This is a genomic window from Aquabacterium commune (genome assembly GCF_004362855.1).
GTDB lineage: Bacteria > Pseudomonadota > Gammaproteobacteria > Burkholderiales > Burkholderiaceae_C > Aquabacterium > Aquabacterium commune.
This window is the reverse complement of record NZ_SNXW01000003.1, coordinates 109,268-132,198: the sequence shown is the minus strand read 5'-3', so window position 1 is coordinate 132,198 and position 22,931 is coordinate 109,268. Positions and strand designations below refer to the sequence as shown.

The window sequence follows — 22,931 nt, the reverse complement described above, 5'->3', positions numbered from 1 at the left end:
CGGCCTGGGCTGCCCCTTTGCTTTTTGGCCGCCGACACCCTGGTTCAAAGCCGCTTCACCATGCCCGCCTACACACAATCCGTCACCGACCTCTACGAACAGAGCCTGGCCGAGCGCGGCTACAAGGCCGATGACGCACAGCGCAAGGGCATCGCGGCCCTGCAACGCTGCCAGGACGAGTGGGCCAACTACAAGGCCAAACGCAGCAACGCGCTGACCAAGATGCTGCGCTACCCGGACCTGCCCAAGGGCGTGTACATGTACGGCGGCGTGGGGCGGGGCAAGAGCTTCATCATGGACTGCTTCTACAACGCCGTCCCGCTGGAGCGCAAAACGCGCCTGCACTTCCACGAGTTCATGCGCGAAGTGCACCGCCAGTTGCACGAGCTCAAGGGCGTGCAGGACCCGCTGGACGTGCTGGCGAAGAAGATGTCGCGCAAGCACCGCCTGATCTGCTTCGATGAGTTCCACGTGGCCGATGTGACCGACGCAATGATCCTGCACCGCCTGCTGGACGCCATGTTCCGCAACCGCATGAGCATCGTCACGACCTCGAACTTCCACCCGGACGGGCTCTACCCCAATGGCTTGCACCGCGACCGCATCCTGCCGGCCATCGAGCTGCTGAAGGGCCAGCTGGAGGTCATCAACGTCGATGCGGGCAACGACTACCGCCGCCGCACGCTGGAGCTGGCGCGCCTGTACCTGTCGCCGCTCAACGACGACACCACCCGCGAGATGGACGCCATCTTCAGCAACCTGGCGGAGCAGGCCGACGAAGACCCGAGCCTGAACATCGAGCACCGCGTGCTCAAGGCCAAGCGCCGCGCTGGGGGGGTGGTCTGGTTCGACTTCCACACGCTGTGCGGCGGACCGCGTTCGCAGAACGACTATCTGGAACTGGCTTCGCGCTTCCACACCATCTTGCTCAGCGACGTGCCGGAGATGCCGGTGCGCCTGGCCTCCGAGGCGCGGCGTTTCACCTGGCTGGTGGACGTGCTCTACGACCGCCGCTGCAAGCTGGTGATCTCTGCGGCGGTGCCTCCAGAGCAGTTGTACGTGGAGGGCCCGATGTCGCACGAATTCCCGCGCACGGTCTCGCGCCTCAACGAGATGCAGTCCAAGGAGTACCTGGGCGAAGAGCGGCGCATCGTGGACACGTCGATCACCTGAGGACGGCCAGCGCTGGCCCGGTCCGTCAGCCCAGGGCTTCCACCCGCACCAGCGCCAGCGAGAGGTTGTCACCGCCCTGGCGCGCCCGGTAGCGCGCCTTGCCCACCAGCATTTCCGCCGCTTCACGCGGGGGCAGGGTGTGGACGATGGCGCCCAGCTCCTTGGGCGTGAAGTAGTGCCACAGGCCGTCGGAGCAGGCCATCAGCGTGTCACCGATTTCCATGCGCGTGATGCGCTTGATGGCCAGCGGTGGGTCGGTCTGGGTGCCCAGGCAGCCCGTCAGCAGGTTGGACTGCGGGTGGACGTTGGCCTCTTCCTCGGTGATCTGGCCCTCGTTGACCAGGCGCTGCACGAAGGAATGGTCTTCGGTGCGATAGACCATTTCGGGCCCGTGGAAGTGGTAAATGCGGGTGTCGCCTGCATGGGCCAGGCAGGCCGAGAGGTCGGGGTTGACGATGAAAGCGCCCACGGTGCTGTGGGGCTCTTCCTCGAAGGCCAGCGCCGTCAGCTTGATCATCAGGTGCGCCTCGTGCACCGTCTGGCGCAGCGCCTGCTCCGAGCTTTCCTGCGAGGGGATGTAGCGGTCGAAGACCTGGCGGGCGGTCATCACGACCTGGTCGGCGGCTTTGCGACCTCCGCTTTTGCCCCCCATGCCATCGGCCACCACGCCCAGCAGGCAACCCGGCACGCGGGGGTGCGGGATGACTTCGACCTGGTCCTGCTGGTACGGTCGGTCTCCGCGGTGGAGGCCCGTGGCTGCCACCAGACGGAAACGGGAGGGTGCTGCGATCATGGAGAAAACTATAATCCCTCGGAGCCCGGTTCTGACCACGCGCAAGCAGATGAACTGCCGGGGTTTGCCCCTTGGCTCACGCTCCAGAACCACCATGACATGGGCCCCAGGCGTCCCCGATGACAGAAAACCTGCATTCCCCGCACCGCCGCCTGATCGAACTGCGGATGGAGCACGCAGACCTTGACAGCCTGATCGACCGCGCTGCCGAGCAAAGCCCCCTGGACGAGCTGGCCGTGCGCCGTCTCAAGAAGCGCCGCCTGGCCCTGCGCGACCAGATCGCCACGCTGGAACTCCTGCTGGACCCCAAAGAGCCCGCTTGAGCGCGGCTCTGGACGGGCTTCAGGCCGCCAGCACGTCCAGCAATTCCGTCTCGATGGTGAGCTGCTGCTTGTCCTGGCGCAGGGCATCGCCCGTCACCAGGAAGGTGTCTTCCACACGTTCGCCCAGGGTGCTGACCTTGGCCAGTTGCACGTTGACGCCATGGCGGGCCAGGGTGCGCGCGATCACGTAGAGCAGGCCGGAGCGGTCCGAGGCCGACACCGTCAGCAGCCAGCGCTGGGCGCGCTCGTCGGGGCGCAGGCTGACGCGCGGCGCGATCGGGAAAGAGCGCACGCGGCGCGACTGCCGCCCCTTGGCGGGCTCGTGCAGCGGTTTGTCAGAGGACACGGCTTCGGCCAGCTGGTTCTCGACCAGGGCGATCATGTCGCGGTAGTGCACACCTTCGAAGCGCAGCGGGTCGGAGGCCAGGATCTGGAAGGTGTCCAGCGCATAGCCGGTCACCGAGGTGTGGATGCGGGCGTCCTGGATGGTGAAACTGGCGCGGTCGAAGTAGCCGCAAATGCGCGCGAACACGTCCGGGCGGTCGGGCGCGTACACCAGCACCTGCAGGCCTTCGCCCACGGGCGACAGGCGCGCGGCCACCACGGGCTTGTCGGTTTCCACATGGCGCCACAGCATGCGGGTGTGCCAGGCGATGTCTGGCGCATCGTGGCGCGCGAAGTAGCTGATGTCCAGCGTCTTCCACAGCGGCACCTCGATGTTCGGCGGCATGTAGTAGAGCGCCAGGCTCTGGCGGGCCTGCTGCTTGCGCGATTCGATTTCGGCGTCCATGTGCGGGCGGGCGCCGCCCAGGGCCCGCAGCGTGAGCCGGTACAGGTCTTCGAGCAGCTTGCCCTTCCAGGCGTTCCAGACCTTGGGGCTGGTGCCGCGGATGTCGGCCACGGTCAGCAGGTAAAGCGCGGTCAGCGTGCGCTCGTTGCCGACGCGCTTGGCGAAGGCCTGGATGACGTCCGGGTCGGACAGGTCTTCCTTCTGCGCCACGCGCGACATGGTCAGGTGCTCGCCCACCAGGAACTCGGCGAGCTTGGTGTCATCGCTGTCGATGCCGTGGTCTTTGCAGAAGCGCCGCACCTCGACCTTGCCCAGGTCGGAGTGGTCGCCGCCGCGACCCTTGGCCACGTCGTGGAAGAGGGCGGCGATGTAGAGCAGCCAGGGCTTGTCGAACTGCGCGGCCAGCTGCGTGCAGAAGGGGTATTCGTGGGCGTGCTCCGGGATGAAGAAACGCCGCACATTGCGCACCACCATCAGGATGTGCTGGTCCACGGTATAGACGTGGAAGAGGTCGTGCTGCATCTGCCCGACGATGCGGCGGAACACCCAGAGGTAGCGGCCCAGCACCGAGGTCTGGTTGAGCAGGCGCATCACGCGGGTCTGGCCGGCCGGCTGCTGCAGGATGGACATGAAGGTGGCCCGGTTGACCGGGTCGCGGCGGAAGGCGCCGTCCATCAGGTCGCGGGCGTTGTAGAGCGCGCGCAGGGTGCGGGCTGACAGGCCCTTGAGCGCACCGTCTTGTTCCTGCAGCGTCAGGAAGGTGGCCAGGATGGCGTGCGGGTCGCGCTGGTAGAGGTCGTCGCTGGCGACTTCGAGGTAGCCGCCGCGGTCGAAGAAGCGCGCGTCGATGGGGCGCATGGGCGCGTCGGTGCTGCCCTGCACGCGTTCTTCGATGTTGAGGATGAGGATCTGGTTGAGCTGGGTCACCGCCTTGGCGGCCCAGTAGTAGCGCCGCATCAGCACCTCGGAGGCGCGCAGGGCCGGCGTGTTCGTGTAGCCGAAGCTTTCGGCCACGGCGGTCTGCAGGTCGAACACCAGGCGGTCTTCGCGGCGGCCGGCGATCTGGTGCAGGCGGGCGCGGATGAGCTTGAGCGTGCCCTCGTTGCGCTGCAGCTGGCGGGCTTCGAAGGCGGTGATGAGGCCATTGCGGGCCAGCTCGTGCCAGCTGCGGCCCAGCTTGGCGGCGCGTGCCAGCCAGATCACCACCTGCAGGTCGCGCAGGCCGCCAGGGCTTTCCTTGCAGTTCGGCTCCAGGGCGTAGGGCGTGTCCTCGTGCTTGGTGTGGCGCTGGCGCATTTCCAGCATCTTCGCGGTGACGAAGGCCGGCACGTCGAGGTGCTCTCGGGTGGCGCGCTCCAGCTCCTCGAAACGGGCGCGCGAGCCGCACAGGAAGCGCGACTCCAGCAGCGAGGTCTGCACCGTGACGTCGCGCATGGCCTCTTCGCTGCACTCCGCGACGGTGCGCACGCTGGAGCCGATCTCCAGGCCGATGTCCCAGCAGGCGCTGATGAAGCTTTCCAGTGCCGGCGCCAGGCTCTCGTCGCCCGCCACCGAGGGCGACAGCGGCATGAGCAGCAGCACGTCGATGTCAGAGGAGGGGAAGAGCTCACCGCGGCCATAGCCGCCGACCGCCACCAGGGCGGCGCCGCGGGGCATGGCGTGGGCGTCCCACAGGGTGTGCAGGGTGCGGTCCACCAGCCGCGCCAGGTGCGTCAGCAAGCGCGTGGCCGACGAGGTGCTCGGGCGGCTGTGCTGGAACTGCGCGACCAGGGCGGCCTTGTCTGCGCGGAACTGCGCACGCAGGGTGCCGACGTCCACGGCCATCAGGCGGGGGTGGCGGGGGTGGCGACGGCGGTGACGAAGCCGGGCGTCGCGGGGCTGCCTGCCGACAGGGTCAGCACCTCGTAGCCGGTCTCGGTGACCAGCACGGTGTGCTCCCATTGGGCCGACAGCGAGCGGTCCTTGGTGACGATGGTCCAGCCGTCGTAGGGAACGCCGCCCTTGCGGCCTTCCTTGATGTCGCGCTTGCCCAAGTTGATCATGGGCTCGATGGTGAAGATCATGCCTGGCACCAACTCCAGGCCCGTGCCAGGACGGCCGTAGTGCAGGATCTGCGGGTCTTCGTGGAACTTCTGACCGATGCCGTGGCCGCAGTACTCGCGCACCACCGAGAAGCCCGCGCTTTCGGCGAAGGTCTGGATGGCATGGCCGATGTCGCCCAGGCGCGCGCCCGGCTTGACCTTGACGATGCCCTTCCACATCGATTCGTACGTGACCTGGCACAGGCGGGCCGCTGCGATCGAGGGTTTGCCGATCAGGTACATGCGGCTGTTGTCGCCGTACCAGCCATCTTTGATGACGGTGACGTCGATGTTGACGATGTCGCCCGACTTCAACGGCACCTCGTTGGGCACACCGTGGCAGACCACCTCGTTGACCGAGGTGCACAGCGAGGCGGGGTAGGGCACGTGGCCCGGCGGCTGGTAGTTCAGCGTGGCCGACACGGTGCCCTGCACGTTGACCATGTAGTCGTGCGCCAGGCGGTCGATCTCTTTGGTGGTGATGCCGGGCTGGATCAGGGGCTCGAGGTAGTCCAGCACTTCGGACGCCAGGCGGCAGGCGACGCGCATGGCGTCGATCTCGGCGCCGGATTTGATGGTGAAGCTCATGCAGGGGATTATCCGTAATTCATGCGCCACCTGACGCGCTTGTGGGCATGCCATTGGCCCCGAGTTTGTCGTTTCGGTGACAAGCCCCGGTAAAATCCCTGTTTTTCCGACGCAGGCTCCCGCCCCTCCGCCGTGACCGCACGCTCCACAACCGGCACCCCCCCCGCGATGTCCACCCTGATGCACTTCGAGGGCGGCAACGCCCTGGCCCCCCACCAAGTCCAAGCCCTGTTGCCCCAACTGCAGGCCATCAACCCCCGGATCAGCGGCGTGCACGCCCGTTTCGTCCACTGGGTGGCGCTGGACCAGGCCCTGCCGCCTGGCGAGCTGGACAAGCTGGCGGCCCTGCTGACTTATGGCGACGCCTGTGACGGCACCAGCGAGGGGGAGCTGATCGTGGTGGCGCCCCGCCTGGGCACGGTCTCGCCCTGGGCCTCCAAGGCCACCGACATCGCCCACAACTGTGGTTTGGCCATCCGCCGCGTCGAGCGCGTCACCGAGTACCGCATCGCGGTCAAGGCCGGTGTCATGGGCGCCTTGATGGGCAGCTTCGGCGGTGGCGCCAAGCCCCTGGCCGAGCAGGACCGCCAGGCCATCGCCGCCTTGTTGCACGACCGCATGACCGAAAGCGTGCTGCCCAGCCGCGAAGACGCACGTCACCTGTTCGACGAGAAGCAGGGCGCCCCGATGGCCCACGTCGATGTGCTGGGCCAGGGCCGCAAAGCACTGGACGAGGCCAATGTCACCTTCGGTCTGGCCTTGTCGGACGACGAAATCGAGTACCTGGTCAACGCCTTCACGGGCTTGAAGCGCAACCCGACCGACGTCGAGCTGACCATGTTCGCGCAGGCCAACTCCGAGCACTGCCGCCACAAGATCTTCAATGCGCAATTCACCATCGACGGCCAGGCGCAAGACCTCTCGATGTTCGGCATGATCCGCAACACCGAGAAGCTCAACCCCCAGCACACGGTGGTGGCTTACAGCGACAACGCCTCCGTGATGGAAGGCCACGCCATCGAGCGATGGATGCCCGCCGGCTACACCAACGCCCCGCAGTACCAGGCCCGCGACGAGCTGGCCCATGTGCTGATGAAGGTGGAAACGCACAACCACCCGACCGCGATTTCGCCGTTCCCCGGCGCCTCGACCGGCGCGGGTGGCGAGATCCGCGACGAAGGCGCCACCGGCCGGGGCTCGCGCCCCAAATCGGGCCTGACGGGCTTTTCGGTGTCCAACCTGCACTTGCCCGGCACGAACGAGCCGTGGGAGCAAGACCCCGTTGGCAAGCCTGAGCACATCGCCAGCCCGCTGCAGATCATGGTCGAGGGCCCGCTGGGCGGCGCCGCGTTCAACAACGAATTCGGCCGCGCCAACCTGGGCGGCTACTTCCGCGTGTTCGAGCAGACGGTGGGCGAGGGCGCCGGCGCCATCCGCCGTGGCTACCACAAGCCCATCATGATCGCCGGGGGCATCGGCACCATCAGCGCCGAGCAGACCAAGAAGGTCGTGTTCGACGCCGGCACGCTGCTGATCCAGCTGGGCGGCCCGGGCATGCGCATCGGCATGGCGGGCGCTGCGGCGTCGTCGATGGCGGCGGGCACCAATTCCGCGGCACTGGATTTTGACTCGGTGCAGCGCGGCAACCCTGAAATCGAGCGCCGCGCGCAAGAGGTCATCAACCACTGCTGGGGCCTGGGCGCGAACAACCCCATCCTGGCCATCCACGACGTGGGCGCGGGCGGCATCTCCAACGCCTTCCCCGAGCTGGTGGACGGCGCGGGCAAGGGTGCGCGCTTCGACCTGAGCCAGGTGCCGCTGGAAGAGTCGGGCATGGCGCCGAAGGAAATCTGGTGCAACGAGAGCCAGGAGCGCTACGTCCTGGCCATCGCGCCTGAGAGCCTGCCCATCTTCACCGCCATGGCCGAGCGCGAGCGCTGCCCCTTCGGCGTCATCGGCGTGGCCACCGAGGCCCTGGCCCTGGTGCTGGAAGACACGACGCAGCCCGAGGCCGACAAGCCTGTCGATATGCCCATGGACGTGCTGCTGGGCAAGCCGCCCAAGATGCACCGCGACGTCAAGCGCGTGGCCTGGGACGGCGGCCAGCTGGATTTGACCGGCGTGGCCCTGGACAAGGTCGCCTTCGACGTGCTGCGTCACCCGACCGTGGCCAGCAAGCGCTTCCTCATCACCATCGGCGACCGCACCGTGGGTGGCTTGAACAGCCGCGACCAGATGGTCGGCCCCTGGCAGGTGCCCGTGGCCGACGTGGCCGTGACCCTGGCCGACTTCCAAGGCTTCGCCGGCGAAGCCATGGCCATGGGTGAGCGCACGCCGCTGGCTTCGGTCAACGCGCCCGCCTCGGGCCGCATGGCCGTGGGTGAGGCCATCACCAACTTGCTGGCAGCTCCGATTGAGCTCTCCCGTGTGAAGCTGTCGGCCAACTGGATGGCCGCGTGCGGCGAAGCCGGTGAAGACGCCGCCCTGTACGACACGGTGCGCGCCGTGGGCATGGAACTGTGCCCGGCGCTCGGCGTGTCGATCCCCGTGGGCAAGGACTCGCTGTCCATGCGCACGAAATGGAAAGAAGGTGGGCAAGACAACGGCACCACGAAGCAAGTCACGGCACCCGTGTCCCTGATCGTGACGGCCTTTGCGTCCATCGCCGATGTGCGCCCCACGCTGACGCCGCAGCTCGTCACCACCGAGCACGGCCAGCCGCTGGACACCAGCCTGATCCTGATCGACCTGGGCGAAGGCCAGCGCCGCATGGCCGGCTCCATGCTGGCCCAGGTGCTGAACCAGTTCGGCAATGAAGTGCCGGACGTGGACAACCCCGCCATGCTCAAGGCCACGGTCGAGGCCGTGAACGCCCTGCGCGCCCAAGGCAAGCTGCTGGCCTACCACGACCGCGGCGACGGCGGCCTGTGGGCCACGGTGTGCGAGATGGCCTTTGCCGGCCACACCGGCGTGAGCCTGAACGTGGACATGCTGGTCACCGAAGGCGATGGCATCAGCGACAGCCGCGCCGACACCGGCGACTCGAAGAACTGGGCCGGCCAGGTGGGGGAGCGCCGCAACGAGCTGACGCTCAAGGCCTTGTTCAACGAAGAGCTGGGCGTGGTGCTGCAGGTGCGCACCACCGAGCGCGACGCCGTCATGCAGACCCTGCGCGAGCACGGCCTGAGCAAGCACAGCCACGTCATCGGCAAGCCCAACAACCGTGGCGAAATGCAGGTGTGGCGCGACGCCAAGGACATCTTCAAGGCCCCGCTGCAACAGCTGCACCAGACCTGGGACGAGGTCAGCTGGCGCATCGCCCAGCTGCGCGACAACCCGGCCTGCGCCGACAGCGAACACGCCACCATCGGCGTGCCCGAGAACACAGGCCTGCATGTGCAGCTGGGCTTCGACCCGTTGGAAGACGTGGCCGCGCCCTTCATCGGCAAGACGCGTCCCAAGGTCGCCATCCTGCGCGAGCAGGGCGTGAACTCGCACGTGGAAATGGCCTACGCCATGCACCTGGGCGGCTTCGACACCTTCGACGTGCACATGAGCGACCTGATCGCCGGCCGCGCCCGCCTGGACCAGTTCCAGGGCTTCGTGGCCTGCGGTGGCTTCTCCTACGGCGACACCCTGGGTGCCGGCGAGGGCTGGGCGCGCTCCATCCTGTTCAACCCGCAACTGGCCGAGCAGTTCGCCGCCTTCATGCAGCGCCAGGACACCTTTGGCCTGGGCGTGTGCAACGGCTGCCAGATGCTGGCCGCGCTGAGCCCCATCATCCCGGGCGCGCAGGACTGGCCGAAGTTCACCACCAACCAGAGCACGCGCTTCGAGGCGCGCCTGAGCCAGGTCGAGGTGCTGGACAGCCCCTCCATCTTCTTCCAGGGGATGGCCGGCAGCCGCATGCCGATCGCCGTGTCGCACGGGGAGGGCTTTGCCAACTTCTCGCAGCGCGGCGATGCCGCCAAGGTGCACCGCGCCGTCCGCTTTGTCGATCACACCGGCGCGCCCACCGAGGTCTATCCGCTCAACCCGAACGGCTCACCGGATGGCCTGACCGGCGTGACCACGGCCGACGGCCGCTTCACGGCCATGATGCCGCACCCCGAGCGCGTCTTCCGCAACGTCCAGATGAGCTGGACCAGCGGCAACGCGGGCGACGCCAGCCCCTGGCTGCGCATGTTCCGCAACGCGCGCAAGTGGGTGGGCTGATCAGCGGCTGAGGCACAAAGCAAAAAGCCCCGCATGCGGGGCTTTTCCATGACACGAACACGATGGGCTGCAGCCGCAGCGCGATCACCTCTGCGGTGCCTGCGCCGGGGCGATGGCCTGGGCCGGTGAGGGCATCGGCATGGCGGGCGACAAGGGCGCGTCTGCGGCCGGGGCTTCGGCGGGTGCCTCGGCCACCGCTTCGGCTTCGGGCATCTCGAAAGGCGCCGTGGCTTCCTCTTCTTGGGCCACGCGCTGCGGGCGCTCGTCGTTGATGTAGGCCATCACGGCCACGTCCATCGCGGCCAGGGCGTTCTGCACGCCGGTGGCGTCGATGGTCTTGCCGTTCACCTTGAACAGGCCCTTCTCGAAGACGGCGCTGGACTGGAGGCCGTTGGCCACTTCGCGCACGAAGCCGCTGTTGATGGCCATCTGGCGGGGCATCGGGGGCAGCAACTCGCCCTGCACGTTCAACTCACCCGAGGCGCTGAGTTGCCGCGCGAAGCTGATGGCCTGGCCTGCGCCCACGGCGGCCAGCTCCAGCGTGAACTTGCCGTCGATGGCGCCTTGCTTGCCCTTGCCGCTGAGCTTGGTGATGCCGCCGCTCATGCCGGAGGCCAGCAGCGTCTGCACGGCCTGGCGCACCTTGGCCGATTCGTCGCGGGTCAGCGTCTCCAGGCCACACGAAGAGCCCATCACCGTGGTCAGCGTTTCCACGCTCTGTGCGTGCAGGCCCTTGAACGAGGCCTCCAGCACCATGTCTTTGACCTCCTGGTCGCCGAACTGCGCGCGCGTCAGCGTCTGCGACACGACCGAGTCCAGCCTGTCGCCGCGCTCGCTCGTCACCGACTTCAGCACATAGCCCTCGGCCGATGCTTCCGGCGTGCTGAAGGCGCCCATGCGCAAGGCGACTTCGCCGATGCCCTTCTGGCGGTTGCTGAGGTTCAGGTTGACGCCGAGTTGCTTGAGCTCCATGGCGTGGCTGGCACCGCGCAGCACGGCGCGCTCCAGCTGCCAGTCGAACTGCAGGGCCTTGCCGCCCATGGCGATGCGGCCTTGCGAGGGGTCGGCCTCGAAGCGGCCACCGGAAGCGGCATAGGCCATGGCGGGCAGCTTCAAATCAGAGCTCACCAGGCCCGACCAACTGACCTGGCCCTGGCCGCTGAGGGCCGTGTCGCTGCCGAACAGCTTCTTGAACACGGGGGCGGTGTCGCCGGTGGGCTGCAGGCGCCAGCCGAAGCGGTTGGCCGCGCTCGGTGTGGGGAAGTGCTGGGCCTCGTAGGTGACGTGGAAGGTGGTGTCGGCAGACTCACCGCCGCCCTGGCCGCCAGTTTGGCAACGGTCGCGCAGCACGACATCGACGCTGCCCTTGGACGTGAGGTAGCCCGCCTGGTGCTGCAGGTTGCGCAGCATGACGTCCTCGTGCGGTGAGGATTGCTGGGCCATCTCAGCCAGGCGCTGGTCCATGGCACGTGAGCTGTACCAAGGCAAGGCGCCGACCCCGGCGATGGCGATGACTCCCAGCGCGATGGCGCTGTATTTGACGGCCGCTGACATCTTCACACTCCGAAACAATGGATCCGGCGGCAAGGCTAGGGCCCGCACGCCCGGGAATCAATCGGCCAAAGGGTCAGACTCGGGCAGAGCGATGCAAATGCACGGACTCCGTGCATTTCCGCCCGGTTTGCGTCAGGACAAAGCACCGAACCTGTCGTCTTCGCGCAGGAAGTGCGAGCGCGGCATCACGCGGATGTCAGGCGCCAGCCGGGGCGCAAAGCCCATCTGGTCGAGCACGTCGCGCTGCAGGTCCACGCCCGGGGCGATCTCGAACAGCTCCACGCCTTCGGGCGTCAGGCGGAAGTTCGCTCGCTCGGTCAAATACAGCGCCTGCTGGCCGCGCACCAGCGCCTGCGGGCCGCTGAAGGTGATCTGCTCGACGGCCTGCACCAGCTTGCGCACGCTGCCTTGCCGGGCCACGCGCAACTCGCCATCGCCCGTGTGCAACTGCACGCCCTTGGCCGCGAAGGTGCCGCAAAACACCACCTTGCGCGCGTTCTGGGCGATGTCGATGAAGCCTCCCGGGCCCACCGTCAGCCCACCCAGGCGAGAGACGTTGACGTTGCCCTGGGCGTCGAATTCGCCGAAGCCGAGGAAGGCGATGTCCAGGCCGCCGCCGGCGTAGAAGTCGAACTGGGTGGGCGCGTCCAGCATGGCCGTGGCGTTGCGGGCGTAGCCGAACAGCACGCCGTCGAGCAGGCTGCCGCCATAGGTGCCGTGCTCGATGGTCTGGTGGATGAGGCCCAGCTCGTCGCGGCGCACCACCAGCTTGGCCACCGCGTCGGGCACGCCCACGCCGTAGTTCACCACCGCGCCCTTGAACAGCTCGCAGGCGGCGCGGCGGGCCACGGCCTGGCGCTCGCCGAACGGCGCGTTGATGGGCTCCTCCGTGGTGGCACAGGCTTCCTGCGCATCGATGGCCAGGCGATCCGACCCGGTCAGCTCGCCCGACAGGCTGGCGTCGAAGGGGATGTCGTAGCTGGTGCTTTGCGTCGGGTCCACCACGATGGCGCTGACCCAGGCCGCAGGGAGGCGCACCTCGCGGGCTTTCAGCGCGCCGCGCGGCAGGCGCTCTTTCACCTGCACGATGACCTGGCCACCGCTGCTGCGCGCCGCCAGGGCGATGGCCGTGGCGTCGAGGTTGGCGGCCTCGTGCTCGAAGCTGATGTTGCCGTCCTCGTCGGCGGCCGACGCCCGCACCAGGGCCACATGCACAGGGTAGGGCTTGTAGCGCAGGTACTCGCGGCCATCGAGCGTGATGACCTCGGCGAGGTCTTCGGTGGCGCTGGCGTTCATGCGCCCGCCGCCGTGGCGCGGGTCGCAGACCGTGCCCAGGCCCACGTGCGTGATCAGGCCGGGGCGGGCGCCGCCGATCTCGCGCAGCAGCTGCGAGGACACCCCACCGGGCAGGATGTAAGCCGCGATTTTTTCCTCGCGGGCCAGCTGCTGCATGCGCGGCGACCACACCCAGTGCCCGCCCACCACCTTGCGCACCAGGCCCTCGTGGGCGAAGCAGTTCATGCCGCGGTAGCCCTTGTCGCCGATGCCCAGCGCGTGCACCACGGTCAGGTCACGCGGCGCCTGCGTGGCCAGGAAGCGGCGCTCCACGGCCTGGAACAGGCAGGTGGCTTCCATCAGGCCGCCACCGCCGCCCATCAGGGCCACGGTGTCGCCATTGCGGATCAGCGCCGCGGCTTCGTCGGCCGACATGAACTTGGAGGCCGCCGAGGGCTTCGTCGCGTTTGCCATCGCCAGCCCCTCTCAGCGGTTCACGTCGAACAGGGCCGCGCCGCGCTTGAGCACGCTGCGCGCGATCACCGTGCGGTGGATCTCCGAGGTGCCGTCGAAGATGCGGTAGATGCGCGCATCCCGGTAGTAGCGCTCGATGGGCAGCTCCTTGCAAAAGCCCATGCCCCCGAAGACCTGCACGGCGCGGTCCACCACGCGGCCCAGCATCTCCGAGGCGTGCACCTTGACCATGGCGATCCAGTCGCGAGCGTCCTGGCCGGCGTCGATCATCTCGGCCGCGTGCAGCACCATCAGGCGCGCCGCGTTGATGTCGATGACGCTGTCGGCCAGCATCTGCTGCACCATCTGGAAGTCACCGATGGGTTGGCCGAACTGCTTGCGCTCGGCCGCGTAAGCCGTCATCAACTCCAGCACATGGCAGGCCTTGCCCACCGCGCGAGCGCCCACCTGGGCCAGGCGCACCACGTTGAGCGCGCCCATGGCCAGCTTGAAACCCTGTCCTGCCTGGCCGAGCAGGGCGATGGGCTCCAGCACCACGTTGTCGAAGAACAGCTCGACGTGGGGCGTGCCGCGCAGGCCCATCATGGCCTGGTCCTTGCCCACGGTCAGGCCGGGCAGGGCCTTGTCCACCAGGAACATCGAGATCTCTTTGCTGCCGGCTTGCTCACCCGTTTTGGCGGAGACCAGGAAGAAGTCGCTCCACAGGCCATCGCTGATGAAGTGCTTGCCGCCGTTGAGCACCCAGCCGCTGTCGGTCCTGCGTGCCGTGGTGCGGATGCCCTGGGCGTCCGAGCCCGCGCCGGGTTCGGTGATGGCGATGGAGCAGGTGCGCTCGCCCCGCACCGTGGGCCGCAGCCAGCGCTCGATTTGATCGCCGTGGCACTCCAGCAGCGGCTCGTAGACGTTGCCAAAGGCGCGGCGGATGAGGATGTCGCTGGTGTGGCCGAACTGCTCCTCGCAAAGGATGCGGTCCACCGCGCTGAGGCCGCCGCCGCCGTGCTCGGCGGGCATGTTCAGGGCGTAGAGGCCGAGGGCGCTGGATTTGGCGAAGACGGTGCGGGCCGTGTCGGTGTCGAGCTGGCCATCCGTCTCGATGCGCTCCTCCAGCGGCTGCAGCTCGGTCTGGATGAAGCGACGCACGGTCTCGATCATCATCTTCTGTTCGTCGTTCAGGGCGATGGCCATGGGCATGTCTCCAGAGGGAATGCCGGCAATTTACGGATGAACGAAACGGAGATCAACGGCCTGTCTGTGGTCTTATGATTCACGGATCATGAAGCTCAAATTCCAGCTCGACGACCTCCAGGTGTTCTGCATGGCCGCCCGCAAAGCCAGTTTCGTGGCCACGGCGGCCGAGCTGGGCATGTCACCGGCCTACGTCAGCAAGCGCATCGCGGTGCTGGAGGGCGCGCTGGGCGTGACGCTGTTCCACCGCACGGCGCGGCGCGTCACCATCACGGCCGAGGGCGAGCGGGTCTATGCCTCGGCGCAGCGGATCTTCCAGGGCGTGGACGACATGGCCGACACCGTCACCGACGGCCGCGCCGAGCCGCGCGGTGCCCTGCGCGTGACGACCAGCTTCCGCCTGGGGCGCAAGCACATCGGGCCCATCCTGTCGCTGCTGGCTCAGCGCCATCCCGGCCTGGACATCACCCTGGACGTGGTGGACCGGCGGGTGGATTTGCTCGACGAGAACATCGATCTGGACGTGCGCATCGGCGAGGTCCACGAGCCCCACCTGGTGGCCCACCCGATCGCGGCCAGCCCGCGCGTGCTGTGCGCCGCGCCGGCCTACCTGGCGCATGCAGGCACACCCGCGACGGTGGCCGAGCTCGGCCGCCACGAGTGCCTGGTGCTGCGCGACCGCTACCAGCCCTTTGGCGTGTGGACGCTCAGTGGCCCGGCGGGCCCGGAGAAGGTCAAGGTGACCGGGCGGCTGTCGTCGAACAACTCGGAAATCGTGCGGGGCTGGGCCATGGACGGCCACGGCATCCTGCTGACGGCGCGCTGGGACGTCGAGGCCGACCTGCAGGCCGGGCGCTTGTGCACGCTGATGCCGACCTGGTCACAGCCGGCCGACATCTGGGCCGTCAGCACGGTGCGCCTGAGCCAGTCGGCCAAGGTGCGCGTGGCCGTGCGCTACCTGCAGGAGCAGCTGGCCGAGGGGCCCTTTGCCTTGCTTCAGCCGGTCTGACGCCGGCCTGAAGCCTTGGGAAGGGGCGTGATCAGGCCGCGATCAGGCGGACGCTGAGCGTCTGCGCCGGCGTGGTGATGCCGATCAGGCGGTCGATGTTGGGGTGCTTGCCGGGGTTGGCTCGGGCGTCGGCCGTGTGCTCGGCGTAGATCGCCAGGCCTTCGGCAGCGGCGGCCGGGTTGATGCTGCCGTGCTTGGCGGCCAGGGCGGCGTAAACCGCCAGCGAGCCCGCCTGGCCCGGTTTGTTCTCGATGCGGGCCGTGATCTGGCCGGTGGCGTCGCTCAGTTCGAGCGCGGCCAGGTGGGCCACAGCGGGCAGGGCTTTGAGGTTGTCGGCGAAGGCCATGCGGCGGGCTCCAGAGGTGGGTTGCAGGGGCCGCATTGTGCCCCAGGCGCTTGGCCTGCCCGATGCCTCAGATGCTGGCTCAGGTGCTGCCTCAGACGCTGCACCCACGTGCCCAACCGCTCAGACCGGCTGCACGTCCAACGGCGCATCGAAAGGCATGTCCTGGCCGGCCATGACCTGGCCCCAGTCCACGATGGCCAGGCGGCCGTCGGCGTGCTCGACCAGTGCCGTCAGGCTCTCCACCCAATCGCCGTCGTTGCAGTACAGGATGTCTTCCACCATGCGCATCTCGGCGTGGTGGATGTGGCCGCAGACCAGGCCATCGACGCCGCGCTTGCGGGCCTCGCGGGCCAGGGCGGACTCGAAATCGCCCATGTAGCTCACAGCGCGCTTGACCTTGAGCTTGAGGTACTTCGAGAGCGACCAATACGGCAGGCCGGCGCGGGCGCGGAAAGAATTCAGGTGGCGGTTGAGCTTGAGCGTGAACTCGTAGAGCGAGTCGCCCAGCAGGGCCAGCCAGCGCGCGCACTGGATGACGCCGTCGTAGAGGTCGCCGTGGGTGACCCACAGGCGCTTGCCGTCGGCGGTGGTGTGGATCCATTCCTCGGCCACCTCGATGCCACCGAAGGAGTGGTCGAGGAACTTGCGGCCGAACTCATCGTGGTTGCCCGGGATGAAGATGACGCGTGTGCCCTTGCGTGCCTTGCGCAGCAGCTTCTGGACGACGTCGTTGTGGGCCTGAGGCCAGTACCAGCTGCGGCGCAGCTGCCAGCCGTCGATGATGTCGCCCACGAGGTAGAGGGTGTCGCACTCGACGCGCTTGAGGAAATCCAGCAAGGCATCGGCCTGGCAGCCCGGCGTGCCCAGGTGGACGTCGGAAATCCAGGCCGTGCGAACCTTGAACTGGCCCTCGCGGTCGTCGGCGTTGGAAGGGCCTGGTTCGCGCCCCAGGCCGGCGGTGAAGCCGGCGGGCGAGGTCAAGGCCTTGAGCAGTGGGGCGTTGATCCAGTTCCGCATGCGCCGATGGTCGCCAGTGCGCGTGACAACGGCGCGACGGTGGGGTGACGGTTTCGCTCACCCCCGGGAAAGCGTGGGATCTGGCTCAGGCTGTCGGGCGCGTTTTGTAGAACTGCACCGGTGCGGCGGGCACCTGGTTGAGCACCGACTTCTTCATCTTGCCCACCACGTGCATTTCGCAGGGCTTGCAGTCGAAGCGCAGGGTCAGCTTTTCCTTGCCGTTGATGAGCTGCAGCGGCTCGGCTTTGACTTGGCCCTGCACGCCTTGCACGCCCTTGGCCTGCTTGGGGCACAGGCTCAGGGAGAAGCGCACGCAGTGCTTGGTGATCATCAGGCTGACCTCGCCGAGCTCCTCGTGGCTCTCGTAGGCCGGCTCGATCACCTTCACGCCGTGCTTGGCGTAGAAATCGCGGGCCTTGTGGTTGAAGACGTTGGCCAGGTAGCTCAAGGCATCTTCCGGATAGGCCACGGGCGGCTCGACGGCGGCGGCGCGTTGCAGGCGCTCGCGGCCGGCCTCGCGGGCGGCTTCCAGCGCGACCACGGCGTCGCGGCGCAGGGCCTTGAGCGCCGAGGCCGGCACGAACCAGGGCTGGGCCAGGCTCAGCGTGACCTCGCGGGGCTCGAAAATGGTCGTGCCCAGCTTGCCGACCTGCTCGCGCAGCGTGGCCTCGGCGCGTTCGGCGTCTTGCGGGGCTTGTTTGTCGCACACCACCTGGGCCTCGCCCACGAAGCCGTCGTCGTCGGACAGCTGCAGCGCCAGACCGTCGGCGGTGTCGCTCAAAGCGGCCCACATGCCGATGCGGCGGTCGGACGATTTCTTGCCCAGCAGGTTTTCCCAGGCGCGGTCGCGGTTGCGGTTGATGGCCAGGCCGGGTTGCAGGTCCTTGAGCGCCTCGATGCCCTCGTTGGGGTGCACGCGCCAGATGCGGCCGGACTTGCCGATGGGCTCGGCCGTGTTGACCTGCACGCCGACCACGTCCTTGGTCAGGGTCAGGTAGTTGAGGCCGTCGCCGTTGTGGATGCCGCCGGCTTCGCGCGTGGCCACGTCGTCGATGGCGACGTCGAACCAGGTGTCACCGACCTTGGCCACCTCGCCCAACGGCAGGCCCAGGTGCTTCGGCGACTCGAACGCGCCGATGTCTTCCTTGCGGCCGTTGACGAAGTAGTCCGTGCTGCCGCGGTTGAAGTTGCGGTCCGGCTCGGGCTGGAAGTAGAAGGTGCACTCGCCGGACGAGGCACGCGCGAGCTCGGGGCGCTGTTCCAGGACCTCGTCGAGCAGCAGACGGTAGTGGGCGGTGAGGTTCTTCACATAGCCCATGTCCTTGTAGCGACCTTCGATTTTGAAGGAGCGCACGCCGGCGTCGATCAGGGCGTTGAGGTTGGCGCTCTGATCGTTGTCCTTCATCGACAGCACGTGCTGCTCAAAGGCCACGACCTGGCCCGTGCCGTCCAGCACGTTGTAGGGCAGGCGGCAGGCTTGCGAGCAGTCGCCACGGTTGGCGCTGCGGCCGGTGTGGGCATGGCTGATGAAGCACTGGCCGCTGTAGGCCACGCACAGCGCGCCGTGCACGAAGAACTCGATGGCCACGTCGGTGGCATCGGAAATCGCTTTGATTTGTTCCAGCGTCAGCTCACGCGCCAGCACGATCTGGCTGAAGCCGACGTCTTGCAGGAATCTGGCTTTCTCGACGGTGCGGATGTCGGTCTGGGTGGACGCGTGCAGCTGGATGGGGGGCAGGTCCATCTCCAGCAAGGCCATGTCCTGCACGATGAGGGCGTCGGCGCCGGCGTCGTAGAGCTCCCAGATCATCTTGCGGGCCGGCTCCAGCTCGTCGTCACGCAAGATGGTGTTGAGCGTGGGGAAGACCTTGGCGTGGTAGCGGTGGGCGTGCTGGACCAGCCGCGCGATGTCCGACACCTCGTTGCTGGCGTTGCTGCGCGCGCCGAAAGATGGCCCGCCGATGTACACGGCATCGGCCCCGTGGTTAACCGCTTCGATGCCGATGTCGGCGGTGCGGGCGGGCGCGAGCAGTTCGAGGTGGGGACGGGGCAGGGTCATGGCAGCAGAGGTCAAGAGCGATGGCAGACGGCTTGGGCGCGGCAAGGTTGCGCGAGCGAGCCGGCAAAGCGCCGATACTATCGCCATGCGACCCGGAAATGGCAAGGCAATTTCTCCCAGCGGTGACTTTGGCGCGGCCCGGCAAGCGCGCGGGACACCTCAGCCGCTCCAGGCACGTCTGGACCGGCTCGACGCCCTGCGCGGCTTCGCCCTGGTCTGGATGGCCACCTTCCATTTCTGCTTCGACCTGGCCAACGAGCGCCTGATCGACGCGAATTTCTACACCGACCTGCTGTGGACCACGCAGCGCACCTGCATCCTGTCGCTGTTCCTGCTGTGCGCGGGTGCCGGTCAGGCCGTGGCCACCGACCAGGGTCAGAGCTGGGCGCGCTTTTGGCGGCGCTGGGCGCAGATCGTGGGCTGCGCCGCGCTGGTGAGCGCCGGCAGCGCCTTCATGTTCCCGCAGAGCTGGATTTCCTTCGGCGTGCTGCATGGCATGGCGGTGATGCTCATCGTCGCGCGTCTGACGGCCGGCTGGGGCGCGTGGCTGTGGCCGCTGGGCGGGCTGGCGCTGTTGCTGCCACAGCTCGTGGCGGACCCGCTGTTCGACACGCGGCTCACCAACTGGGTGGGCCTGGTCACGCACAAACCCATCACCGAAGATTTCGTGCCCGTGCTGCCCTGGCTGGGCGTGATGTGGTGGGGCCTGGCCGGCACGCGCTGGTTGCTGGCGCACCGCAGGCACTGGCTGAGCAGCGGCAGTTTGCCGCACACCGCGGGCGCCACTTCGGGCCACAATGTCGCCCGTGCGGCGATGCCTTCCCCTCGGGTGTGGCGGCTGCTGACCACCCTGGGCCGCTGGAGCCTGACGTTTTACATGGTGCACCAGCCGGTGCTGATCGGCGGCCTGATGGCCTGGGTGCAGCTCAGTGGCCATGCCCGCCCTTAGCATCTCCTGACACCCCTGCCCGAACCCCCATCCTCCTGACGACCATGACCCAAGACGAACTCAAGACCCTGGTGGGCCAAGCCGCCCTGCAATACGTGCCCGAGGGCAGCATCGTGGGCGTGGGCACCGGCTCCACGGTGGACAAGTTCATCGACGCCCTGGGCGAGGCCCTCAAGGCCAACCCGCAGCGTGTGGCCGGGGTTGTCTCCAGCTCGGTGCGCAGCACGCAACGCCTGCAAGCCCTCGGCGTGCCGGTGCTGGAAGCCGAGGCCGTGACCGGCCTGGGCGTGTACATCGACGGCGCCGATGAAATCGATCACGCCGGGAACATGGTCAAGGGCGGCGGCGCAGCGCTCACTCGCGAGAAGATCGTGGCCGAACTGGCCGAGCGCTTTGTCTGCATCGCCGACGACTCCAAGCTGGTCGAGGCGCTGGGCCGCTTCCCGCTGCCGGTGGAGGTCATCCCCATGGCCGCGGCCCAGGTCATCCGCGCCTTTGCCGCCCTCGGTGGGCAAGCCCAGGTGCGCGCAGGTGTCACGACCGACAATGGCAACGTCATCGTCGATGTGAAGGGTCTGCAGATCACACAGCCGGCCCAGTTCGAGGCCGATGTCAACCAGTGGCCCGGCGTTGTCACGGTGGGCGTGTTCGCCCGCAACAAGGCCGATGTCTGCCTGCTGGGCACGGCCCAGGGCGTCAAGACCCTGAGCTTCTGATCACGGCTTGGCGGTGATCGCCTTCAGCCAGGCGCTGCCCAGACGCCGGTTGGCTTCGGCGGTGGGGTGGTTGTCGTCCCAGAACAGGTGATTGTCCGGGTCGGCACACACGGGCCGGGTTTCGAACTGCGTCAGGTTCAGCCCGCCTGGGTGGCAGGCGTCCGTGAGGTTCTTGCCTTCGGCGCGGCCCTTGTCCATCTCTGTTTTCAGGAAGGCCAGGGTGTCGAAGCTCATGATGTGCGCCTTCGGGTAACGCCGTGCGGAGGCTTGCAGGGCTTTGCCCAGCACGTCCGAGAACTGCACGCTGTATTTGCTGGCGTTGGCGATGTAGCCGGGCCGTGATTTCTCCAGCTGGAGGGCCCGTGGCGTGATGCCCAGGTCCGGCATGGTGGGTACGAAAAAGTAGCGCGCACCGGTGTTGTACAGGCTGGTGATGGCCTGCTGGATGTTGGCCGCAGCCTTGTAGGCGGTCAGGGCGTTCATGCCACCGGGGAAGTAGTAGTCGTCAGGCCCGGTCCAGATCACGTAGAGCGCCTTGGGGTCGGCGCGGCCGGTGCCGGGCAGCACGCTGAAGATGCCTCCCACCAAAGGCACGGTGGGCAGGGAGGGCACCAGGGATTGGCGGTTGAGGTGCTCGGTGACCTGGCTCAGCACACCCAGCGGGATGCCGGGGATGAGTGTGAGGTAGCCACTGAGTGCGCCCGAGAACGCGTAATTCTCGATCTCCACGTCCATGCCCTTGGCCAGCACCTCGACGCCCACGGGGCCATTGCAGAAGCGGCCGTCGAAGGCGGGAGGGCGCGGGTCACCGGTGCCGAAAAGGGCTTTGGTGAAGTCGTAATAGCGGTGCGTGTCCGACATGCTGTCGCTGAGCACGACCATCTTCGAGTACTGGGCGGATGCGGCGCTGGCGCCGAACAGGCTCAGGCAAGCGGCGAGCAGGGGCAAGCGCCGCACGGCGTGGCGGTGGGTCATGGAACTCTCCTGGTTTGATGTGATTGAGTGGCAACCTTAGAACGTTGCCAAGACAACTGCAATCTTCAGGAGAGGGGGCCAACCCCCTTGTTCAGGTGTGCTTGGGCTCGGCCAGTTTCAGATGGGCCAGCGCACCCAGGGCCGCTTGTCGGCCTGTGGCCAGGCTGGCCGTGAGCAGGTAGCCGCCAGTGGGGGCTTCCCAGTCGAGCATCTCGCCAGCGCAGAACACGCCGGGCAGGGCGCGCAGCATGAGCTGCGTGTCGAGCGCCTCGAAGCGCACGCCGCCGGCGGTGCTGATGGCCTCGTCCATGGGGCGGGCAGCCGACAGCGTGATCGGCAAGGCCTGCAGGGCCAGCGCCAGCGCATGCGGGTCGTTGAGCTGCTCGGGCGTCAGCAGCTCGTGCAACAGCGCCATCTTCAGGCCTTGCAGGCCCAGGCGGCTCTTGAGGTGGGTGCTCAGGCTGCGCGGGCCACGGGCGCGGCGGGTTTCGGTCAGCACCGTCTCGGCGCTGTGCGAGGGCAGCAGGTTGAGGTGCACGGTGGCGCTGCCTTCGGCGGCGATGCGGTCGCGGATGGCCGCCGAAAAGGCGTAAATCAGGCTGCCTTCGACGCCGGTGTCCGTCAGCACGAATTCACCTTGCTGCTGCCGGGTGTGGCCTTGCAGGTCGGTGAAGCTCAGGCTGACCGGCTTGACCGGCTGGCCGGCAAAGCGGCTGCGCAGGTGCTCGCTCCAATGCGTGTGGTCGAGGCCTGTGGGTGCCACGTCGAAGCCGCAATTGGCCGCGCGCAAGGGGGCCACATCGACGCCCTTGGCCTGCAGCCAGGGCAGCCAGGCGCCGTCGGAGCCCAGCCGAGACCAGCTGCCACCGCCCAGGGCCAGCACCGTGGCCCGGGCCTGGACGAGGCGCTCGCCGTCCGGCGTGGCCATGCGCAGCGCGGGGCTGTGACCTTCGGCGGCCGCATCGGCCCAGCCGAGCCAGCGGTGGCGCATGTGGAAGCGCACGCCTTGCTGGCGCAGGCGGTGCAGCCAGGCGCGCAGCAGCGGCGCGGCTTTCAGGTCTGTGGGGAAGACGCGGCCGGAGCTGCCCACGAAGGTCTCGATGCCCAGGCCCTGGGCCCATGCGCGCAAGGCGTCGGGGCTGAAGTCCTCCAGCAGCGGCGACAGCCACTCGCTGCGCTCGGCGAAACGCGCCTGGAAGCGCGGCAGGGGCTCGGAGTGGGTCAGGTTGAGGCCGCCACGGCCTGCCAGCAGGAATTTGCGGCCCACCGAGGGCTTGGTGTCGAACAGGTCCACCTGGACGCCGGACTGGGACAGCCACTCGGCAGCCATCAGGCCGGCGGGACCGCCACCGACGATGGCGACCTGGGTGGTCAAAGGGGCAGGGGAGGAGGGCAGGGGGAGGCTCACT

Annotated in this window: 17 protein-coding genes; 6 read left to right on the top strand and 11 right to left on the bottom strand. The window is 67.9% G+C overall.

All coding sequences use genetic code 11. The annotated features are described in order from the left end of the window. Window positions 1-60: 60 nt before the first annotated feature. Window positions 61-1,173 (top strand): cell division protein ZapE, encoded by a 1,113-nt coding sequence (gene zapE / locus EV672_RS06835; protein WP_133607618.1) that lies wholly within the window; start codon window positions 61-63, stop codon window positions 1,171-1,173. 25 nt (window positions 1,174-1,198) lie between these two features. Here the strand turns inward: zapE and EV672_RS06830 are convergent, their stop codons facing one another. Continuing rightward, window positions 1,199-1,966, bottom strand: a complete 768-nt coding sequence (locus EV672_RS06830) for a PP2C family protein-serine/threonine phosphatase (RefSeq protein ID WP_133607616.1) — start codon at window positions 1,964-1,966, stop codon at window positions 1,199-1,201. A gap of 119 nt (window positions 1,967-2,085) precedes the next feature. On the opposite strand from EV672_RS06830, the gene EV672_RS06825 reads away from it, so the two are divergent. Further along, complete coding sequence (locus tag EV672_RS06825; RefSeq protein WP_133607614.1) at window positions 2,086-2,289, top strand: YdcH family protein; 204 nt, start codon at window positions 2,086-2,088, stop codon at window positions 2,287-2,289. A 19-nt stretch (window positions 2,290-2,308) separates the two neighbouring features. Here the strand turns inward: EV672_RS06825 and EV672_RS06820 are convergent, their stop codons facing one another. Continuing rightward, window positions 2,309-4,903, bottom strand: a complete 2,595-nt coding sequence (locus EV672_RS06820; RefSeq protein ID WP_133607612.1) for a [protein-PII] uridylyltransferase — start codon at window positions 4,901-4,903, stop codon at window positions 2,309-2,311. Continuing rightward, complete coding sequence (gene map, locus EV672_RS06815; protein WP_133607611.1) at window positions 4,903-5,748, bottom strand: type I methionyl aminopeptidase; 846 nt, start codon at window positions 5,746-5,748, stop codon at window positions 4,903-4,905. Before map ends, EV672_RS06820 begins: the two co-directional genes overlap by 1 nt. 168 nt (window positions 5,749-5,916) lie before the next feature. Here map and purL point away from each other — a divergent pair, with 168 nt between their 5' ends. Continuing rightward, window positions 5,917-9,963 (top strand): phosphoribosylformylglycinamidine synthase, encoded by a 4,047-nt coding sequence (purL, locus tag EV672_RS06810; protein WP_133607609.1) that lies wholly within the window; start codon window positions 5,917-5,919, stop codon window positions 9,961-9,963. An 84-nt stretch (window positions 9,964-10,047) separates the two neighbouring features. On the opposite strand, the gene EV672_RS06805 is transcribed toward purL, so the two are convergent. The 3 genes from EV672_RS06805 to EV672_RS06795 all read right to left on the bottom strand — a co-directional run bounded on the left by EV672_RS06805 (window position 10,048) and on the right by EV672_RS06795 (window position 14,451). After that, window positions 10,048-11,517, bottom strand: coding sequence for a DUF945 family protein (locus tag EV672_RS06805; RefSeq protein ID WP_133607608.1), 1,470 nt, complete (start codon window positions 11,515-11,517; stop codon window positions 10,048-10,050). Between the two features lie 132 nt (window positions 11,518-11,649). Beyond that, a complete protein-coding gene (locus EV672_RS06800; protein ID WP_133607606.1) occupies window positions 11,650-13,266 on the bottom strand; it encodes an acyl CoA:acetate/3-ketoacid CoA transferase in 1,617 nt (538 codons plus the stop codon). A 12-nt stretch (window positions 13,267-13,278) separates the two neighbouring features. Next, entirely contained in the window at window positions 13,279-14,451 is a 1,173-nt protein-coding gene (locus tag EV672_RS06795; protein ID WP_133607605.1) for an acyl-CoA dehydrogenase family protein, read from the bottom strand. Window positions 14,452-14,539: 88 nt separating this feature from the next. On the opposite strand from EV672_RS06795, the gene EV672_RS06790 reads away from it, so the two are divergent. Next, the gene (locus EV672_RS06790) at window positions 14,540-15,460 is read left to right on the top strand and encodes a LysR substrate-binding domain-containing protein (protein ID WP_133607604.1); all 921 of its coding nucleotides are present in this window, start codon (window positions 14,540-14,542) and stop codon (window positions 15,458-15,460) included. A gap of 31 nt (window positions 15,461-15,491) precedes the next feature. On the opposite strand, the gene EV672_RS06785 is transcribed toward EV672_RS06790, so the two are convergent. The 3 genes from EV672_RS06785 to EV672_RS06775 all read right to left on the bottom strand — a co-directional run bounded on the left by EV672_RS06785 (window position 15,492) and on the right by EV672_RS06775 (window position 18,882). Beyond that, the gene (locus EV672_RS06785) at window positions 15,492-15,806 is read right to left on the bottom strand and encodes a DUF2322 family protein (protein ID WP_133607602.1); all 315 of its coding nucleotides are present in this window, start codon (window positions 15,804-15,806) and stop codon (window positions 15,492-15,494) included. Window positions 15,807-15,926: 120 nt separating this feature from the next. Then, window positions 15,927-16,823, bottom strand: a complete 897-nt coding sequence (locus EV672_RS06780) for a UDP-2,3-diacylglucosamine diphosphatase (RefSeq protein WP_133607601.1) — start codon at window positions 16,821-16,823, stop codon at window positions 15,927-15,929. Between the two features lie 85 nt (window positions 16,824-16,908). Next, entirely contained in the window at window positions 16,909-18,882 is a 1,974-nt protein-coding gene (locus tag EV672_RS06775) for a peptidase U32 family protein (RefSeq protein ID WP_133607599.1), read from the bottom strand. Window positions 18,883-18,967: 85 nt separating this feature from the next. Between EV672_RS06775 and EV672_RS06770 the strand changes: the two genes are divergently transcribed. Both EV672_RS06770 and rpiA read left to right on the top strand, forming a co-directional pair. Beyond that, window positions 18,968-19,831 carry an acetyltransferase domain-containing protein gene (locus tag EV672_RS06770; protein ID WP_133607597.1) on the top strand — a complete coding sequence of 288 codons (864 nt, stop codon included), beginning with the start codon at window positions 18,968-18,970 and terminating at the stop codon, window positions 19,829-19,831. Window positions 19,832-19,875: 44 nt separating this feature from the next. Continuing rightward, window positions 19,876-20,547 carry a ribose-5-phosphate isomerase RpiA gene (gene rpiA, locus EV672_RS06765; RefSeq protein ID WP_133607595.1) on the top strand — a complete coding sequence of 224 codons (672 nt, stop codon included), beginning with the start codon at window positions 19,876-19,878 and terminating at the stop codon, window positions 20,545-20,547. On the opposite strand, the gene EV672_RS06760 is transcribed toward rpiA, so the two are convergent. Both EV672_RS06760 and EV672_RS06755 read right to left on the bottom strand, forming a co-directional pair. Beyond that, window positions 20,548-21,522: an SGNH/GDSL hydrolase family protein gene (locus EV672_RS06760; RefSeq protein ID WP_133607593.1), complete on the bottom strand. Its 975-nt coding sequence runs from the start codon at window positions 21,520-21,522 to the stop codon at window positions 20,548-20,550. A gap of 91 nt (window positions 21,523-21,613) precedes the next feature. After that, a complete protein-coding gene (locus EV672_RS06755) occupies window positions 21,614-22,930 on the bottom strand; it encodes a TIGR03862 family flavoprotein (protein ID WP_279536173.1) in 1,317 nt (438 codons plus the stop codon). Between the last annotated feature and the right edge of the window lies 1 nt (window position 22,931).

What these genes read in the sequence shown, in the direction of transcription:
- zapE (WP_133607618.1), top strand. Translation starts at nt 61, where the DNA reads ATGCCCGCCTACACACAATCCGTCACCGACCTCTACGAACAGAGCCTG.
- EV672_RS06830 (WP_133607616.1), bottom strand. Translation starts at nt 1,966, where the DNA reads ATGATCGCAGCACCCTCCCGTTTCCGTCTGGTGGCAGCCACGGGCCTC.
- EV672_RS06825 (WP_133607614.1), top strand. Translation starts at nt 2,086, where the DNA reads ATGACAGAAAACCTGCATTCCCCGCACCGCCGCCTGATCGAACTGCGG.
- EV672_RS06820 (WP_133607612.1), bottom strand. Translation starts at nt 4,903, where the DNA reads ATGGCCGTGGACGTCGGCACCCTGCGTGCGCAGTTCCGCGCAGACAAG.
- map (WP_133607611.1), bottom strand. Translation starts at nt 5,748, where the DNA reads ATGAGCTTCACCATCAAATCCGGCGCCGAGATCGACGCCATGCGCGTC.
- purL (WP_133607609.1), top strand. Translation starts at nt 5,917, where the DNA reads ATGTCCACCCTGATGCACTTCGAGGGCGGCAACGCCCTGGCCCCCCAC.
- EV672_RS06805 (WP_133607608.1), bottom strand. Translation starts at nt 11,517, where the DNA reads ATGTCAGCGGCCGTCAAATACAGCGCCATCGCGCTGGGAGTCATCGCC.
- EV672_RS06800 (WP_133607606.1), bottom strand. Translation starts at nt 13,266, where the DNA reads ATGGCAAACGCGACGAAGCCCTCGGCGGCCTCCAAGTTCATGTCGGCC.
- EV672_RS06795 (WP_133607605.1), bottom strand. Translation starts at nt 14,451, where the DNA reads ATGGCCATCGCCCTGAACGACGAACAGAAGATGATGATCGAGACCGTG.
- EV672_RS06790 (WP_133607604.1), top strand. Translation starts at nt 14,540, where the DNA reads ATGAAGCTCAAATTCCAGCTCGACGACCTCCAGGTGTTCTGCATGGCC.
- EV672_RS06785 (WP_133607602.1), bottom strand. Translation starts at nt 15,806, where the DNA reads ATGGCCTTCGCCGACAACCTCAAAGCCCTGCCCGCTGTGGCCCACCTG.
- EV672_RS06780 (WP_133607601.1), bottom strand. Translation starts at nt 16,823, where the DNA reads ATGCGGAACTGGATCAACGCCCCACTGCTCAAGGCCTTGACCTCGCCC.
- EV672_RS06775 (WP_133607599.1), bottom strand. Translation starts at nt 18,882, where the DNA reads ATGACCCTGCCCCGTCCCCACCTCGAACTGCTCGCGCCCGCCCGCACC.
- EV672_RS06770 (WP_133607597.1), top strand. Translation starts at nt 18,968, where the DNA reads ATGCGACCCGGAAATGGCAAGGCAATTTCTCCCAGCGGTGACTTTGGC.
- rpiA (WP_133607595.1), top strand. Translation starts at nt 19,876, where the DNA reads ATGACCCAAGACGAACTCAAGACCCTGGTGGGCCAAGCCGCCCTGCAA.
- EV672_RS06760 (WP_133607593.1), bottom strand. Translation starts at nt 21,522, where the DNA reads ATGACCCACCGCCACGCCGTGCGGCGCTTGCCCCTGCTCGCCGCTTGC.